Raw genomic sequence first — 17,646 nt, forward strand, 5'->3', positions numbered from 1 at the left:
CATATTTATACTATAGAGTAAAGCTCTATTCGTATATTATATCTGGTATATTCAACAGAATACTTAGTAATGTGTATAATCACAGGTTAGATATGAGATGTACAATTATTGGTGGTGGGATCCAAGGCGTTTCTACTGGAATTATTCTCGAATATCTTGGTCATGACACAACAATTGTGAGTGATTCATTCGCGTATCTTGATGGACCAGATATCCCAACAGTTGCCACAGATTATGCAGCCGCGTCAATTTATCCAGTCCAAATTGCTTCAGAGTATTCTGAGGATGAACTTATCAGACGGGCGGAGTCAACTTTTGAGCCATTTTATAATGTTGAGGGGGTTCCAGTACGAAAACACAGACATTTCTACATTTATGAGGACTCACACGATGAGCCACTACCAGACCGAATGGGAGTGCAATCAATCGAAAACTATAATAAATATATACCATCACGGGAGGGCTACGATATTCGGGGGGGATACACATGTGAGGAATACTTTGTTGAAATGCCAGAGTATATTCCACAACTATTCAACACGTATGAGCAACTTGGAGGGACGCTGACTGAACAAACGCTTACTACGGGGGATATACCTGATCTCCGTGGCACGATTTTTAATTGTGCAGGATATGGAAGTTTAGAACTTTTCGACGACAGTTCAATGCGTGCGATCAGAGGTCACATTCTCACAGTGCCATATGACGATGATTCCCCACTCTCATTCTCATATACGTATACACCTACCACCGATGAATATGGTCATTACGCATATATGTATCCGCGAGAGGAGACAGTTCTTTTCGGTGGATCCTATTTGGAAGGAGATATTATCAACGGCGAGTGGACAGGCGAAACACCTGAAAAGCCGATGAATATTGATGGTGAGATAATCCCTGAGCGGGTATATGAGGTCAACGCCGCTATTATGAACGAACATAGCTCTGTCTCTCTAGATACGTCTCAAATAAGTGCAAAACAGGGATATCGTCCATATCGAGCTGATGGAATGCGTATCGAAGAAGATGCAAATGGAATTATTCATAATTATGGTCACGGTGGCAGCGGTGTATCACTGTCATGGTGGTCAGCAATTCAAGCGATCAACTACGCTGTCGATGTTGATGTCGATACTTCCATATTATCTTCAATCGCGACCACTGTCGGACAGGTGGCTGCGCGATGAATAGCTGAGATGGTAACAAATTCGAAGATGCCCTCATCACTCATCTACAGAATTAGTGTTAACTGATTTTCATATGCTGAGCTCACTTCAAACAGCGAATGGTTCAATCCGTGAGCAATGTGTCAGTCTATGAAGGGCTCCAATCCACTTCAGTTGTGATGAGGGTTAACATAAGCAATCTGCTCAGAAACGGTACTTAGAGGAGAACACACTTGAATATCGTTACCAGACAGAGACACAGACTTATGAAAGCTGAGACTGGGACAAAGGCAGAATCAGACTCGGAGTCAGATACACATCCTAACGTTGGTAATGACACTAATGTCTCGAAATCGCTCACCCTCCGCAATCAAACGATTGTTGTGACCGGTGGAGCTGGACTTGTTGGGTCACACCTCGCTGACCATCTAAGTGAAGCGAATGATGTGATCATTGCAGATGACCTCTCGAAAGGGACTCGCGACCAAGTCCCAGATAATACAGCATTTGTTGAAGCCGATATGACAAACCCAAGTGATGTTGAGTCGGTAATTACCTCAGATGTCGATATTGTCTTTCATCTCGCTGCATATACAGACACAAACTTCGCAGAGCCACGGCGATTGTTTGAGGAAAATAGTGACATGACGTATAATATTCTTGAACAAGCCGCAGCGGTTGGTGTTGAGGGCGTTGCGTTCACCTCATCATCAACGGTATATGGAGAAGCCCCACGACCAACCCCTGAAGATTATGCTCCTCTTGAACCAATCAGTGTGTATGGAGCGTCAAAACTCGCTGATGAAGGACTTCTATCAACATATGCATACACAGAATCATTGACAGTGTGGTGTTTTCGATTTGCGAACATCGTTGGACCGAAACAGCGTGGAAATGTAATTCCTGATTTTATTGAAAAGCTCCTGACGGATCCTGAATCGCTCACAATACTGGGTGATGGTCGTCAAGAAAAGTCATATTTGTATGTAACTGAGTGTGTTGATGCAATATGTCATATCGTTGAATATACTGACGAGCCAATGAACATCTATAATATTGGGACAGAGACGACAACCTCAGTCACAACAATCGCAGATATTGTTTCAGACGTTATGTGTCTTGACCCAACATACAATTATACAGGCGGTGATCGTGGGTGGGATGGCGATGTTCCACGGATGCGTCTTTCAGTTGAAAAGCTTCAGACAATTGGGTGGAGTGCCAATACCGAGAGTGATGCCGCTGTTCGACGCGCTGCTGAGGAATTATACGATGAGCTAAAGCCATCAAATACTGATTCGAAGTAACTAATTATCGATTCAAATATTCTTCCTAATGATTGAATCAAATTTCATTCACGATTGATATCCACCTACGACTGCAGTCGTTGGCTTTCTCCTTGAATCTCTGTAATCACGTCATGTCTGTGTGTTCAGTTTTGATATATAAATAATGAATGACATAAGCAAAGAGCGGTATCGCTTTGCATACTCATATCATAGACCAATTGTGCAAATCGTCGGGTATGACGCGAGTGCGCCGGGGATGTACATAACTCGTGCTGAGACACAGACAGGTTCACCAGATGAATCAAGCGAGGTTGAGTTTATATCGCTTGCTCCCGGAAGTGAGCTTGCATATACTCTTGGACAACGTCACTGTGCAGGCGTTATAACCGATAACGGTCACCATGCCTGTACAAATACATCGGCACCATACTGTCAGGAGCATCATTCAACATGGGTCTGCGCAAAATGTACTGGTACCTGTCTCAAAGATGAAATGGATTGTTATGAGTCACACGCAATCTATCTTGCTGTTTTCGCCCCGGATATACACAAAATAGGGGTTACAAAGCAATGGCGACTGACGCGACGTCTCGCTGAGCAGGGCGCAGATTATGGAATTCATTTACAAACAGTTTCCAACGGTCGTATTGCCCGTGAGCATGAGGCAGCGATTGCAACAGCTGCATCAATCACTGATCGGATTCGCGCTGTGACAAAGCATACGAGCTTGTATCAAGATGTCGACGAATCTGCGATAGCCGCTCAATTGGCTAACATTAACGCTGAGTCAGCAATCGAATTACACACTGGATCTCAACTTGAAATTGGTGAATATATTGAGAGTCTCCCAAAGGTTGATGTATCTGTTTCTGAGTCGATGACGGATACTGGGGAAAATAATATAACCGAGCTAAAGAAAAATCCTGACCCACCCGCTATCTATCGATTAGCGTATGGATTCGAACTCAGTGACCGCCCTGTATCTGAAACAATCATTACCGGGACGGTCCGCGGTATAAAAGGTCGATTAATAATACTTGATTATGCTGGGAGCACATATACAGTTGATATGCGTGACCTCGTTGGTTATACTATCGCCTCAGGAGCGACTACACGCAATCTCCAAGCAAGTCTCGGTGCGTGGGAATAGTCTTCACTGTGTTTTATTATTGAACTGAGTATCAATCATTTGTTTTCGTCTGTCAGTATAGCATAATGATTGTGATATCTAATCTGACGCTTAGAATATCAACAACCATTTCCAATCTGGGGGAAAAATAGTGGCATGGCTGACGATTCAGAGGAATCCGTTGACGCAGACCCTGAAACTAACACCGATACTGAACCAGGAAGTGATACCACAGACAACACAAATGCTGATACCGCGGACGCTGATGAAGATGAAAAGTCATTTCGTGAACGGGTCGAAGAAATCCGTCAGCGGCGGGCTGAAGAGCGTGAGTCGGGAGAACGACCAGAACCTGATGAGATGATGGGTGGTGGCGACGGTCCAGGCGGTGCCCCAGGCGGGATGGGTGGAATGGGCGGCGGTGGTGGTGGCGGTAATCCATTCGCGCAGATGATGAGCGGAATGATGGGCGGCGGTGGACCAGGAGCAGATGCTGGTGGACCAGGTGGAATGGGCGACAGTGGTGATGATGGTAATGAAGAGGTTGTTCGTGAGATACGACAACTCCGCGATGAAGTCCGAGATGCAACCCGACAGTTACAACGAATTGCTCAGGCTGTTGAAGATATCACTGATAAATAAAAAGTATACGGTAAAAAGTCGATATAGAAACGCGTACCTGATATCTCTCTAACTGTAGAATATATGAGAACTATGCGACGTAGTGTCGTTCCTTTTTGTTCGCTTACACAGTTATGTCATGTATCCATTGAGAATGAGGACATGGCATTCAAGCGTTGGGTCGTATCTCTTCTTCATAATTTGGATTTCACACAGCTGGGGTAATTTTTTCACTGTATCAGTTCCTATGTTTTTGTTACAATCAACGTACGACAGAATGCTATTGTGATTAGATTCACTCAATATGTGTCGTGTGGGTCAGCGTGTTCAAGCGCATCAACGAGGACTGTTCGGAATCGATCAGTATCTATCGATTTAATGATACGTACGTTCGGTGGATGTGGTAACACATCATGTTCATCAGCAAGGCTATACCCACGGGTTGGACCGCTTCGAGAGTCAACGGTCATATAACACTGCATTGTGTCCTCAATTATTCCCGGGTCAAGGACTGTTGCCATGGTAAGCGAGTCCGGATGCGTTGCAACATCATCGTGATCATCAATATCAGCTGAACCACCCCCTGATTCGTTACTAAATTGCCGCACTGGTTCTATGATGGTCGTATAAAATGAGGCTAATTCGGTGTCTATCTGTGCTATCTGTTCAAAGATGTCTGGACCAAGCTTTGCATCTCTTGTTGTAACTCCCCAGTCGACGAGCGTGATTTCGAATACATTAAGAACGATTGCTGCTGCATCAGGGTCAACCCAGAAATTATACTCTGCTGCGGGAGTAATATTACCAAGTGTATTAACAGCACCTCCCATGCACACGACCTGATCAAGTAACTCAGGTAGCTCCGGTTCGAGTTGTAGTGCAAGTGCAAGATTCGTCAGTGGTGCAATAGCGACAATTGTTATCTCATCAGGATTTGCTCGAGCCATTTGAACAATATATCTGGCTGCGTGTATATCTCCGGATGAAACACCTGTCTCCGGAAACATCGACCCACCTAGTCCACCTTCGCCATGCACGTTGTCAGCGTGATCATGGGTTTTCTGCAATGGACTCTGTGCACCCTCATAGACAGTAATTTCATCAGCAACGCCTACAGTTTGAAGAGTATATTTTGCGTTTTCGACCTGGCGATTAAATTCAACATTCCCAGCACAAATTGTCACACCCTCAAGTTCGATCCGGTCAGAAACTGCAGCAAGAACTAACGCTTGTGTGTCATCACCTGCGGTATCTGTATCAATAATCACTCGAGTTCGATTTGTGTCGTCCATTAACGGATATGCTGTCTCAAAATACAAACCGACACTGATATTATACAGATTCGAGGAGAATGCCTGCGTCTGTCGGCGCAGGACAGGACAGGACGGAAGGATAGGCTGAATCCATTATGCAATACAGCTAAGAAACTAGATAACATGTATTGGAGCAAGGTCAGGTCGGAACGGAGCGATTCCGACCGACCTTCGGAGGCGGTCTCTCCGCTAGTAATGAGACAGCATCCGAAACGCTCACTGATGAATCACACAGGCTAAAAGCCTGTGTCTGTGTCTGTGTCCGTGTCAGTGAGTTGAGTTGAAAACACAACGATACCTCTACCTCTGAGTCTGCCGACGTGTCACTGACTCGCTGTTGGCAAACCAAACATAACAGCACTGAATCAGTGACACTGACGCTGACGATAGGAGAGGGGTAACGGTAGTTTGGCACCGCCAGTCAGCCACTGAACTTGAACTTGAACTTGAACTGATCACGATGGCTGGGTGAGACGGATTCCCGTACAGTGACAGCAACCATGGTTGCAAACCCGAAACTCTCAACGCTCGGGATTCCTGCGTCTTCAGTTCAGGCGCAGGAGGATGTCAATAAATCATGTACAGTTCAAATTATTGAATATTCGCTTCGCCATGTCAAGATAACCCATAGAAGGGTAATTTCTCTACATTTTCATCCCTCATGGACATTTTATCCAAAATGATGCTACAACCGGATTTAAGAGATTTAATTGGCAGCTTGTTGGTATAATGATAAGATATCATCAACAACGCGGGTAACGCTCAATTTTGAGCGATGATCTAGGCATGCACTCATAAATCGATCGTAATCTGTGAGTATCTCAATGACTTTTGCCCCACATGCTGCTGGATTATCAGGTTGATAATGTCGCCCAGTAGTTCCATCGTCAATTGTCGATGAGAGTGCACCGGCGTCGACTCCAACAACAGGAGTCCCACATGCGATTGCTTCCATAGCAACAAGCCCTTGTGTCTCGACGGGGCTTGGAAAGACGAACACGTCAAGTGCAGAATAAAATACCGGAAGTTCCTCACGTGAGAGAAATCCAAGGAAATGAACGCTTAATCCCAAGTTATCAGCTAACGTTTCCATTTCCTCTCGTGCTGGACCATCGCCGCCAAGCACGACTGTTGGCTCTCTATCTAGAGAGTCAAAATTAGAGTCATCAATCGAATTCTGCTGATCATATCCGTTTTGTGCGTCTGAAGCCAAAGTTGAATGAAGTGCGTCAATATTTTCAGTCGATTCTGTAGTTCGCGGTTCAGTGTTCAAAGAATCAATATTCTGCTTGATCCACGCAGCTGCATGGAGAATTTCTGTGAGATTTTTTTCATACCCATGACGACCGGTGTATCCAATAAGTGGACCAGCAGGGAGGTTATATTGATCACGGAATGCAGTGGTGTCTAATTCATTAACTGGATGGAAAAAGTCAGTGTCAACCCCATTAGAAATCACTGTTAGTCTCGCATCAGGATCAATTGATGATTTGAGCCGATCACGAGCATCGTGTGTCGGACAGATGACCGCGTCTGCACGCGAGAGGAACCATTGTTCGTATTTGTCAGCAATTGCACTGACGATTCGCCCGACCTGCGGTTGTGAGGTGAGATAATCAGTGTACTCTCCTGTTGGAGTGTGATATGAGGCGATAAGTGGTACATCTACGCGGCGGGCTAATCGGACGCCGCTCAGACCAAGCGCAAATGGTGTGTGCGCATGGATAATGTCAATATCGGTTATATCAAGCGCATTAGGAAGTAATGGAAGTCCGAGTCGAAACCCATCATATAGTGGGAACGGAAAGCTGTGGATACCGAACTCTCCTGTCGTCGAGTCATATTCCTCTGTTGCCGGATATACAATCTGCATTGCTCCACCGCGATCGCGCCAATGGTCGCGCCATGTCTGAATGGTGTATGAAACACCATTGACTGTCGGTAGATATGTATCAGTGAACGCAACAACAGTGGGGATACTCATCGAGTGTGATTCACGGAGTGTCGGTTAATCGGTTATGGATTCAGGTTGAAAATATCAATACCTATGCTATGATACCTCTCGCTTCTATTGGTGAGTACTGCTGTATTATTCAACATCGTCAGATGCAATCTGGTGACCAGTCTTAGTAGCTGCAATGACCGCTTGGTATGTTTCAGCAAGTTGATCCCCCACACGTTCGAGATTATGACTACGGGCGGTTTCTCTTGCATTCTCACCTAGACGGGTCCGTAAACTCGAGTCATTAGCCAGCCGATTAATTGCATCACGAAACTCTTCTTCAGTATCACATTTTAGACAATCCTCGCCATGAGTGTAGAACTCCTCAAAGACAGGGATATCGCGGAGAATAACTGCTTTTCCACAGGCCATTGCCTCAAGTACTGCAATCCCTTGATTTTCATTTTTTGTTGGAAAGAAGTAGATGTCTCCGGCAGCGTATGCACCGCGAATATCATCGATCCATCCGGTGAATGTGACGTTTGATGGTGGATTATTTATCCATCGTCGGACTGTCTTGGAGGCTTGAGGACCGGTATCATATGGACCAAACCATGCAAAGTCATGAGATGTTTTTTTAGCCACCTGACAAAAAGTTGTTAATCCTTTTCTTTCGAAAACATTTCCAACGCCAAAGACGACCGTGCCGGAAAGATCATACTGATCACGGTAATTCTCACGATATGATTCGAATCCAGATAATGAATCTATATCAACACCATTTGTTATTGCCCGAACGGGTGCCTCAACGGGATATGATCGCAGCAGACTCCGCGTATACTTTGATGGGCACAACAGGAGGTCTGCCTGTGAGTAAAACCACCTGAGGTATCGTTCGACGGTCGGAGCAATCGTTGTTGACCCGCGAAATGATTCTGCAAAATCTTCGCGTGTGACGTGTGCATGAAGGATCAGTGGGATTCCGGCACGAAGTGCATATTGAGCAACGACAACTGATCCCGGTCCAACAATATTGCAGTGAACGATGTCATATGCGTGCTCAGAGTCTGTTGTCGCACCCATCGAATCAACAGCAGAAACAGAAGTATGAGTGGTATTCGCGTTTGATTCAGTGTTACTGTCAAACTCAACGCTAGAGTTATTCCCAGGATTAGTATTTGCATCAGGTCGTTTGTTCGACACATGTTGGTTCCCCGGGTTGAAACCAACTCTATACGCCTGAGACCAGAGTGTGTCCGCAATCCATTTTCGCGGAGAGATCACATCTCGTAATGAGGTATATAGCTCAACATTCGCTACATCGGTCAGTTCAAGTGCCGCACGCTGATGATTGACCGCTGTCCCAATCCCACTGCGATCAAGTTGGGATTCAAGCTCAAGATAATGCAATACGCGAAGGGTCACGTCAGCGCCGGGTTTGATTGCGGCGTACTTATATGTCTGTTATTTGCTACACATTATGTCATATTAGTATTATTTATCGGATCTGTCCCTGATATAAAAGCACAATCTCAGTTTAGATACATCGTGAAAAGTTGGATCGAAATGGGTTTTTTATTACACTGTTGATATTCAATCATACTCATGGACATTCCCGCAGAACGGATTGAGCGACTACATGCTCTTGCCCGTGAGGCAATGGCTACCGGGAAGAAGGCGCGAGCACGGTCATATGTCCAACTCGCTAAGCGGATTGGTGAGCGAAATCGTATCAGTCTCCCACATCAGTTCCGTCGTTTTAGCTGTGATAGTTGTGATATCTATCTCCGACCAGGCAAAACAGCACGCGTTCGACTGCAACCTGGTCGTGTTGTCATCCGGTGTTTAGAGTGCGGTTCAACGAAACGCTATCCACATGAGTGAACTTCACCACAATCACAAAATTGTAGTTAATCCTCCAGCGGTGTAAAGTCATCAAATAGCAACAGCCACGCTATTCGGAGGTTATCTAGAAGTCGACAATGTATTATCACTTGAAATAAAATGTAATTCAGGCGTTTATTTATATGGATACACAGGCACTTCGAAAGAGAGCACACGATTTAGATGTAACCGTATGGGTTGGTAAGAGTGGAATCGACCCAGTCGAACCGGAGTTGGACGATCAATTAAAAGATACCGACCTAGTGAAAATAAAGTTTCTCCGTGCAGCACAGGGTGGCACAACAGTCACACAGCTTGCAGCTAATCTCGCGGACCGAGTGGGCGCCAAGGTCATTGAGACACGTGGGAATACAGGTGTCCTGTATCGACGATGAGTGTCATATTTAATCCGGTAGCTACCTTATTGCAAGTTGGTGTTGACTTTTCTGGATCAATTGCACGCTTGTTAAGTCGTGTTGGTCTCCCTGAGACAATTGCAGGATTGGCTGGACAGGCAATTGCATTTGCCATTGTGTTTGCTGCGATTTTCATCGCCGGTCGAGCCATTATCATTCGGCTTCTTGAGCGAGTATTAGATGCTCGCGATGTCGAAGCACATGCACGAAAACCTCTTCGTCGGCTTGTTGTTGTCGCTATTGCGTTCGTTGCACTGACAATCGGCTTTGGAGCAGCAGGATATGGAAACTTTCTCCAGTCGCTTGCAACCGTGGCTGCCGCGGCAACGCTTGCAGTCGGATTTGCACTTCAAGATGTATTAAAGAACTTTGTTTCTGGTATATTCATCTATACTGACCGACCGTTCAAAATTGGGGATTGGATTGAATGGGATGACTACACTGGAGTTGTCCAAGACATCAGCTTTCGAGTAACGCGGGTTCGAACATTTGATAATGAGCTACTGACAGTTCCAAACTCAACACTTACTGATGGAGTAATCAAGAATCCAGTCGCAAATAATCAATTGCGAATGCAAGTTCCGTTCGGTATTAGCTACGATGATGACATTGACTCCGCTTCAAAGATCATTCATGAAGCGGCTAACGAGCACACAGAAATCCTCACAAACCCTGAACCGACTGTCCGACTCTCTGAACTAGGTGATTCTGCCGTGACTCTTAAATCACAGGTCTGGATCGATAATCCAAACCGTGGTCGTGTCGCCAAAACACGCGCAGATTATGTGCAAATGGTAAAAGAACAGTTTGACGATCACGGAATTGACATGCCATATCCAAATCGAACACTCGAGGGTGAATTCACCATTGCAGGAGGTAGTATTGAATAAGTTACTGTTTTTAAACCATTAGAAGCACAATCTGCTCTCAGTGAACACCCTCGGGGGCAAGTCCCGGGGCACTCTCTCTAAGTCTGTGAGCACCTGTAGATTAATTATATCAAATATAGTCTTTCGTAGGTGATACTAATGAGGGGTATGTTAATCCCTATAGTGGCAGTCATAACTCGATTTGCTCGACAAGCTGATCGCCACTACGAGTGTTGACTGCAACAATTCGAACATGCTCCTGTAGTCCAGAATCACGGAGTTTCGCTTTCAGTAGATTATCGACCTGATACACTCCAGCAGCATTAATCATCTCGATTTTGACCAGAACAGGGCATTCTGATCCGGGTTTCAGTGAGACACGATCGATTGCCTGACTTGAAAGTGTATCAATTCCTCGGCCACCTTTCTTATACGGAATCCGTGATCTGCCACGCTCCATGTCTAATGCATCAGCAACGCGGATAGTGCCTGCCTCTGTTGTAAGTGGATCCTCTGCTGTATGATGACAAAGGATTGCATGTAATATTTCAGCCTTCATCCGAACTTGCTGTTCGATATCGTAGAAGTCAAATTGTGGAAGAAGCCGATCCAGAATATCAGCAGCAAGTGGGATTGAGTAATACGGGTGCCTGTCTCGGTGGACAACATGACCGACGTCATGTAATGTAGCAGCAAGAGCAATGATGACTGGTTCGTCAGCATCACATAGTCCCTGCTCTGTTGCACCATTAAATTCGATATCATTGGCTTTCAACAGCTCATACAGGCGAAGGGCACGGTTGCGAACAATTTTGATATGTTCCGGTCCGTGGTCGTTGTACTCTTTTCGGGTAACTGCATTGACATTTTGAGCCTCCAAATATGCCGTGATCTCAGGGTCTGAGAGAATTTCCGGAAGAACAGTATCGAGACGTTCTGTCGGAAACTCATGATCATCATCTGGGTCATATTGACGACCCTCAACATCAACCGAGCCTGATTCATCCATTACATTATATATGCGATACTGAGTATCAAATATTTAGGGGACAATCAGCTATGTCATTAGAAATGTATTTGAGCAAAGTATCTGGTGGACTTCACAGTTTGTGACTTCTCCCACGACTAAACTCGTTGGCTTCCCTTACTGAGGGATCCAGGTCGTCTGGGGGAGTTCGCAGGTTCTATCTCACCGGTGGGTCCTTTGAGTATGACCTGCGTTTCGGGCTGAGCCACAACAGCCCCCACCCCACCCCCACCGTCGAGAGCGGACTCTAGATGTTCGTCGCGCCATTCTTCTCGCCGTTGTTGTCCAGTCCACAGTTGTGACACTCGACACGCCCCTGTGCTTCCCGTGATGTGTTCTGCGACCCACACACCGCCAACACGTCACATACGTGTCGGACTCCTTCTCTGGAATGCACTCCCACTCCTGTCCACCGAGGTGAGCCTTGTACGTGAAGATGTTCGCCATCTTCGCATACGGCATCTTGTGGGTCTTGTCGGTCACGCACCGGAGCTTGTCGTTGTCGAAGCGCAACCCCGTCATATCACCGAACACGATGACGACCTTATGCTTTCGAGCGCGAGCGACGAGTTCGTTCGCCACCTGATGCAGTTCGTGTTCGACCGTTCAGGATTCCTTGCCCCCGAGGCGTTCGATGACCTGCGCTCCCAAACGCACCTTCGCCTTTCCTAATGGCCTTGAGCATGCAAAGTTGCTTGTAGTGTTCACGGACTTGACGGATTTCCCCGCCGTGGAACTGTGTATCTCGGTCGGAGAGGAACGTACAACGTGCTGACGGCGATCCACTTTGCTCCCATGTCGACGGCGAGTACGTCGTCGTACTCGTCTGCGACGGCCACAGACCGCTTGCAGACGAGATGGACATACCACTCGCCGTCTCGGTGGACGAGTTTGGAGTCGCGGATGTACTCGTCGGTGAGCAGGTTTGTGTCCTTCTCGGGGACGTGGACGGGCACCCAGATGCTATCACCTTTCTCTTTCTCAGGGTTGTAGACGGGGAGTTTGAACCACCACGACGAGAGAACCGTGTCCTCGTCGTCGTCCTCGTCGTGGTCAATGGTGATGCAGCCGTTGCGGAGGATCGTTGCTCGGTGTCCGCTCGCGGGTTCTTATTCGACCGGACTTTGCCCGCTTGTTGCTTGGTGGCAGAGTAGAGGTTCGCGTCGTCATCATGAACGGCGTCTTGGAACGCTTTGTACTCGCGTTCGACGAGTCGGGCTTTTCGCTCGGTGAGCGAGTGGAGTAGAGTTTGACCCGTACCCTGGTGGTGACTTCTCTGTGCATTGTTATCGCCCAGTTTGTGCTTCGATGTGCTCTTCGATGAGTCGTTCGAGGCGGTCTGCAACCTCGTCGGTCAGCACCGGTTTGCGGTACTTCGGGCACCACACGAAGTGGTAGTGGAGATTGTGAACCGACGTTCGCTGTTGACTGTACCCCCGCCCCGTCCCGTGGCATACGATCAGAGAAAAGCCAAATATTATATGTTAACTTTGTATCAACCCTCGGTCGGCTATCGAGGATGTTTTGTGTCGCGTGTGGTCGGATTCATCCCACGAGTGAAGTCGTGGACCTTCTCCTCGATTTCGTGTGATTTTTCTAAAGTAACATGAATAAAGAATTAGATTGTGAGCCAGCGCATATAATATATGACCCTCATATAATCAGTGAAGTACCTCGGGGGCAAGCCCCAAGCCGAGGCTTCCCTGTGTTGACCGCACTACCCCAGCAAAGGAATTTTAGTCGATTCCTCCCGACCTCTCCTTTCTCTGTAAGGAATCGGCTGGAAGTCACACCCGAACACACTGCACCACACCGCAGCGTCCGCGGGAATGGGAGTCGATCACTGTCACTCCACACTCCACCATGACCATGACCCGGTGAAACCCCCGCCCCCGTCCCCGTCGCACCGCCAGTGGCGAATGGTGACAGGGACTACGTTTCCAGACTGTCGCAGCCAGCAGTAGATGAAGATCGGTAATCCGTCTGTGAGATTTTCTGACTATACATTTATAACTCATGTAGCGTCATCACCGTGTGTATCGGGTTCACCCTCGGAGTCACGTCAGTACAGTATCAAAGCCCCGACTCCCGACCCCGAGGCACTCGCCTTGTTTATCTGTATATTTGTGCAATTATACCATTGAGTCTCCGAAAAGACTATAATTGCCACTAGATTACTGCAGATAACGATGATTGGAACCATCACTCCGTTGTTCCCAGGGCTACCAGGCGGGCCAGAACTCCTTATCGTTCTACTTGTGCTCGTTTTGTTATTCGGAGCAAATAAGATTCCAAAGCTAGCCCGCTCAACGGGGCAGGCGATGGGTGAATTTAGACGAGGAAGAGAAGAGATTGAAGAGGAACTAAGCGAAATTGAGGATGGTGATGAAGATGAAGAATCTGCCCCGACTTCCACCTCATCATCAACCGAATCTGAGACAGGAAAAGCGACTGAAACGAATTGATGCCAATTAACTAATTGATATTGGGTATCGCAGTGGAGTTTTATCCACCCAATACTGGTCACATTGGGTGTAATCAAACCACGACCGATTAGTTACAAGCCAATTTGACCGTCTATGTCTCAATGTTTCAAGATGAATATACACAACTTGAGCTCACTCGTTTGATGTATTTGATCTGATCAAAATCATACAATCGGTGGGTGGATTGTGAGATATAGTACAAAAAGGACGTGTGGCCTAGCGGACAAGGGCGAGAGGTTCCTAACCTCTAGAGCGCGGGTTCAAATCCCGCCACGTCCGCTTGTCTCTTGATCTATATGTGTGGATGATTGTTCGGAATATAGTTTGACTCAAATTTTATAATTTCGTGATATCAAACATTATTCTGGAGCAATTTGCGCGTAAGTGCGTGTAGTCATCTTAGCGGTAATTATCGAATAATCAGTCATGCGGCATTCTCTTCACCAGATGAATACTACGGTGGTATCAGATGATTCAAATCTGTTAATCTGATCTCACGCCTCTGCATCTTGTGTCTGTTCGACCGTGACGACAGGTGTGTTAGCGTTTGAAAGAACAAGTTTTGAGACACTACCTAGGAGGATTTTTCCAAGACCTGTCTGTTTGCGTGACCCGATAACGATGTAGTTGGGTTCAACGTTTTCAGCTACCCGCAGGATATTATTCGCTGTTCGTCCGGTCGGCAGGTCTCGGCGTGCTTGCTCCGGTATAATCTGGAGGTCGACGTCGTTCAAATCATCAATTACTGAACTAACAATCCCCTCGACCTCTGCTGTGGCTGCCTCCTTACCACTTTCTTGTGGGACAACGTGGATAATCACTAATCGCATATCCAAACCTGTTGCAAGTTCGTATGCTGTCTCAACTACGCCTTTGCAGCCGGGATCTCTGTCGATAGCCGTCAGTATCGTCATGCTAGTCACCGTTCCTAGCTAGAATATAATAAACTTTTGACCTAATTATCAGTTTGTCATCCTGTCATGAGGGTAGAACACATTTAATGAATCTTAAGAGTATAAATCCAATGATAAATCATGCAAAATATGTGCCTTCCCGACTTTATATATCTATCATGTTCTTTAATGTAGTTAGGCATGTGGAGAAAATCTCCTTGGCTTACGTCTTGGTCAACCAGCTGTGGCGTGAGAGGGCGAATCGATGGTTCCCAGTTTTCTGAGTGTAGACACAGAGAGTCCAAACTAACATGAGCACAGAAACTGCAGATACGGCTCAAGTCAATGTGAACCCAGAAAGTGTAGATGCAACCACAGGAGCTCGTATTTCTGAGCCGCCAGCGTCGTTGAAAGAGTTTTTCAGCTACATGGGTCCAGCGTGGGTGTTCACTGCCTCACAGATTGGTGGTGGTGAGGCACTGAGTGTTCCCGTAGGTGGTGCATACTTGGGAATGCAGGCTATCTGGCTGATTCCGTTAATCACATTCACCAAAATCTTCGGTCAGTACTATCTTGTCCGCTATGGAGTGATGAGCGGTAATACGTTCTTAGACGCGCTGTATGATCAGCCTAAGTGGCTGAAATGGATTTTTTATTATGTGTTCTTAGGTGGGTTGGTGTACGCTATCGGTCTTTCTGGACATCTTGGTGAAACTGCTGGTGCCGCTCAAAGTCTTATTCCAATTGGCACTATTGGTGGGCTCACTGGGACCAACTTCTGGATGATCACAGCGGTAATCGCTGGGCTCGGGATTGTCATGTTACGATCATATCAAGTAATCGAGAGGATTTCAACAGTGCTATTGTGGGCGTTTCTTGGCTTAATCGCATTTGTCTCTTTGTTCACCGCCGATCAATGGATTGGTGGACTAGCAAGCGGATTGATTCCTTCTATCCCAGGCTATGTTGATGGTCTTGGTGTTGGTGGACTAGCGTTCGTTGCGACCATGTTCGGTTGGATCGGAGCGGGCTTTGGTCCCACCGTCGCCTATGTTTGGTTTGCGAAAGACAAGACAATGGGTATGTTTGAGCCAAAAGCTGACGGTATTGATGTTAATAAATCGGATCTATCCGACGAGGAAGTTTCGCGACTCAAAGGTTGGGGTGACATGGTCCTCTGGCAGAACATGATTTCATCGGTCATTTTGGCTGTGTTTTCCTTTTTCATGTGGACAGCCGCAGCCGCAACCCTACATGGAACCGAAATCGTTGCATCTGGAGAACTCGGCGGATTTGAAGTTGTTCCGCAGATGGCAGTCATTTTCACTACTGTGTACGGCGAGTGGTCTGCGTCTATTTTCCTACTATCAGTGATGGCAGCACTATTCTCAACGCTAATCGGTCCACTATATGGCATGTCACGACTGTGGGAGGACGCATTTGCCATCCATGGCGTGTTTGATAAGTACGATATTACACGTGAAACCATGTTTCGGCTGACGGTTGTCCTCTTTGCATTGATCCCGCTAAGTCTGAACATTCTATTTGAGGCGCCACTGTTCTTGTTTGCTATTTCGGGAATTCTCTTTGCCCCCGCAGTCGGTCTTATGTATCTTGCAGCACTGTATATGTCGTATACGGATATTGATCAGCCAGGGTTAGCACCGGTTCGACGCTGGGCGGTCGCGCTTGCTGTCTTCGCTGGCGTTGCTCTCATTACCACGACGATGTATGACGTCTATCCCACTATAATGGACCTCATCGGGTGATAAATCTAAACTAAACAGCTTTTTGATATATCAATTACATGTACTCACCATCAAAGAAAATAGGTCATCGATGGAAACTATCTAAGGTGATATTGTAACATTATTCAGTTCTCATGATCGAAACCTTTCCCCACGAGAAGCCGAAGGGACGTCAGCCATACGCAAAGTATGATCCAAGTCAACTACCTCACCGTACTTCGCTCAGTGAACCACCTCGAGGTCAAGTCCCGTGGCATTCGCCGTGTTCAGCCGGTAAACCCTCGCTCGATAGAGGCTGGGGTAGGACTTGTCAGTGGTCTCTTCGTTTCATCGAATCCGACCTTGTTGACGGAACAGTGTGAGAGTGTTTCTCTCAACTCGGTGTCTTCAACCCTGAGTTGAAAGCGTATTGACTGATGCTTCTCCCACGAAACGGCTGATGACCTCGTGGGAGATATAGTTCTGCGACATTCTTTGCTGCATTGTAATCGGCGTGATTGTTTTTCCCGCATCGCTGACACTCGAACTCGTCTTGACAACGGTTGTCATCTCGAACGTTCCCACACTCGTTACACCGTTTCGAAGTGTTCTGTGGATTCACCGTATCCACGAACACCCAACGCAATTAGCCTTATATAATTGTCCTCGCAACAGTGTGCAGGAGATGCTTCACGTACTCATCTTCCCGACCACTCACCTGCTAAGGCGTTTGATGGGCTGATTGAGTACCACACTCTTGCAGGTTTCCACGCGTATTTTCGAACTCTTTGCGAGCGTGACTGAGATTACCTGCAGTAAAAAAGCGAGCCTTGCTGATGACACCGATTCGGTTCACGTCGAGGTCAATACCAGAACCGTTCCGT

General features: G+C 46.7%; 15 protein-coding genes, 1 tRNA gene and 2 pseudogenes. 10 read left to right on the forward strand and 8 right to left on the reverse strand.

Annotated elements, in window-relative coordinates; translation table 11 throughout:
- Window positions 1–92 precede the first annotated feature (92 nt).
- From J07HQW2_RS04390 to J07HQW2_RS04405, 4 genes are all read left to right on the forward strand, one after another.
- Window positions 93–1,187: an FAD-dependent oxidoreductase gene (locus J07HQW2_RS04390; protein WP_021054169.1), complete on the forward strand. Its 1,095-nt coding sequence runs from the start codon at window positions 93–95 to the stop codon at window positions 1,185–1,187.
- Between the two features lie 245 nt (window positions 1,188–1,432).
- Window positions 1,433–2,473: an NAD-dependent epimerase/dehydratase family protein gene (locus J07HQW2_RS04395; RefSeq protein ID WP_021054170.1), complete on the forward strand. Its 1,041-nt coding sequence runs from the start codon at window positions 1,433–1,435 to the stop codon at window positions 2,471–2,473.
- A 238-nt stretch (window positions 2,474–2,711) separates the two neighbouring features.
- Entirely contained in the window at window positions 2,712–3,605 is an 894-nt protein-coding gene (locus tag J07HQW2_RS04400; protein ID WP_303704303.1) for a DUF2797 domain-containing protein, read from the forward strand.
- A 135-nt stretch (window positions 3,606–3,740) separates the two neighbouring features.
- Window positions 3,741–4,226, forward strand: coding sequence for a hypothetical protein (locus J07HQW2_RS04405; protein ID WP_021054172.1), 486 nt, complete (start codon window positions 3,741–3,743; stop codon window positions 4,224–4,226).
- A gap of 278 nt (window positions 4,227–4,504) precedes the next feature.
- Here J07HQW2_RS04405 and J07HQW2_RS04410 read toward each other — a convergent pair whose 3' ends face one another.
- The 3 genes from J07HQW2_RS04410 to J07HQW2_RS04420 form a co-directional block, all read right to left on the reverse strand.
- On the reverse strand, window positions 4,505–5,497 hold the full coding sequence (locus J07HQW2_RS04410) for a nucleoside hydrolase (protein ID WP_021054173.1): 993 nt from the start codon (window positions 5,495–5,497) through the stop codon (window positions 4,505–4,507).
- A gap of 727 nt (window positions 5,498–6,224) precedes the next feature.
- Entirely contained in the window at window positions 6,225–7,502 is a 1,278-nt protein-coding gene (locus J07HQW2_RS04415) for a glycosyltransferase (protein ID WP_021054174.1), read from the reverse strand.
- A 105-nt stretch (window positions 7,503–7,607) separates the two neighbouring features.
- A complete protein-coding gene (locus tag J07HQW2_RS04420) occupies window positions 7,608–8,885 on the reverse strand; it encodes a glycosyltransferase family 4 protein (RefSeq protein ID WP_021054175.1) in 1,278 nt (425 codons plus the stop codon).
- Window positions 8,886–9,065: 180 nt separating this feature from the next.
- Between J07HQW2_RS04420 and J07HQW2_RS04425 the strand changes: the two genes are divergently transcribed.
- From J07HQW2_RS04425 to J07HQW2_RS04435, 3 genes are all read left to right on the forward strand, one after another.
- Complete coding sequence (locus J07HQW2_RS04425; RefSeq protein ID WP_021054176.1) at window positions 9,066–9,344, forward strand: ribonuclease P protein component 4; 279 nt, start codon at window positions 9,066–9,068, stop codon at window positions 9,342–9,344.
- A gap of 143 nt (window positions 9,345–9,487) precedes the next feature.
- On the forward strand, window positions 9,488–9,739 hold the full coding sequence (locus J07HQW2_RS04430; RefSeq protein ID WP_021054177.1) for a YhbY family RNA-binding protein: 252 nt from the start codon (window positions 9,488–9,490) through the stop codon (window positions 9,737–9,739).
- Entirely contained in the window at window positions 9,736–10,650 is a 915-nt protein-coding gene (locus tag J07HQW2_RS04435; RefSeq protein WP_021054178.1) for a mechanosensitive ion channel family protein, read from the forward strand. Before J07HQW2_RS04430 ends, J07HQW2_RS04435 begins: the two co-directional genes overlap by 4 nt.
- 169 nt (window positions 10,651–10,819) lie before the next feature.
- Here J07HQW2_RS04435 and J07HQW2_RS04440 read toward each other — a convergent pair whose 3' ends face one another.
- From J07HQW2_RS04440 to J07HQW2_RS17725, 3 genes and pseudogenes are all read right to left on the reverse strand, one after another.
- The gene (locus J07HQW2_RS04440) at window positions 10,820–11,638 is read right to left on the reverse strand and encodes an HD domain-containing protein (RefSeq protein ID WP_021054179.1); all 819 of its coding nucleotides are present in this window, start codon (window positions 11,636–11,638) and stop codon (window positions 10,820–10,822) included.
- 116 nt (window positions 11,639–11,754) lie between these two features.
- A pseudogene (locus tag J07HQW2_RS19880) lies at window positions 11,755–12,940 on the reverse strand (IS200/IS605 family accessory protein TnpB-related protein).
- A gap of 29 nt (window positions 12,941–12,969) precedes the next feature.
- Window positions 12,970–13,116 (reverse strand): annotated as a pseudogene (locus J07HQW2_RS17725) (transposase); the annotation flags it as partial.
- Window positions 13,117–13,845: 729 nt separating this feature from the next.
- Between J07HQW2_RS17725 and tatA the strand changes: the two are divergent.
- Together tatA and J07HQW2_RS04460 are read left to right on the forward strand one after the other, a co-directional pair.
- Window positions 13,846–14,121, forward strand: coding sequence for a twin-arginine translocase TatA/TatE family subunit (gene tatA / locus J07HQW2_RS04455; protein WP_021054182.1), 276 nt, complete (start codon window positions 13,846–13,848; stop codon window positions 14,119–14,121).
- A 226-nt stretch (window positions 14,122–14,347) separates the two neighbouring features.
- Window positions 14,348–14,421, forward strand: a tRNA-Arg gene (locus J07HQW2_RS04460).
- Window positions 14,422–14,636: 215 nt separating this feature from the next.
- On the opposite strand, the gene J07HQW2_RS17730 is transcribed toward J07HQW2_RS04460, so the two are convergent.
- Window positions 14,637–15,056 carry a universal stress protein gene (locus J07HQW2_RS17730; protein ID WP_021054183.1) on the reverse strand — a complete coding sequence of 140 codons (420 nt, stop codon included), beginning with the start codon at window positions 15,054–15,056 and terminating at the stop codon, window positions 14,637–14,639.
- 290 nt (window positions 15,057–15,346) lie between these two features.
- On the opposite strand from J07HQW2_RS17730, the gene J07HQW2_RS04470 reads away from it, so the two are divergent.
- The gene (locus J07HQW2_RS04470; protein ID WP_021054184.1) at window positions 15,347–16,804 is read left to right on the forward strand and encodes an Nramp family divalent metal transporter; all 1,458 of its coding nucleotides are present in this window, start codon (window positions 15,347–15,349) and stop codon (window positions 16,802–16,804) included.
- Window positions 16,805–17,156: 352 nt separating this feature from the next.
- Here the strand turns inward: J07HQW2_RS04470 and J07HQW2_RS19885 are convergent, their stop codons facing one another.
- The gene (locus J07HQW2_RS19885; RefSeq protein ID WP_394324606.1) at window positions 17,157–17,399 is read right to left on the reverse strand and encodes a zinc ribbon domain-containing protein; all 243 of its coding nucleotides are present in this window, start codon (window positions 17,397–17,399) and stop codon (window positions 17,157–17,159) included.
- Window positions 17,400–17,646 lie beyond the last annotated feature (247 nt).

This window comes from Haloquadratum walsbyi J07HQW2 (genome assembly GCF_000415985.1).
GTDB classification, from domain to species: domain Archaea; phylum Halobacteriota; class Halobacteria; order Halobacteriales; family Haloferacaceae; genus Haloquadratum; species Haloquadratum walsbyi_B.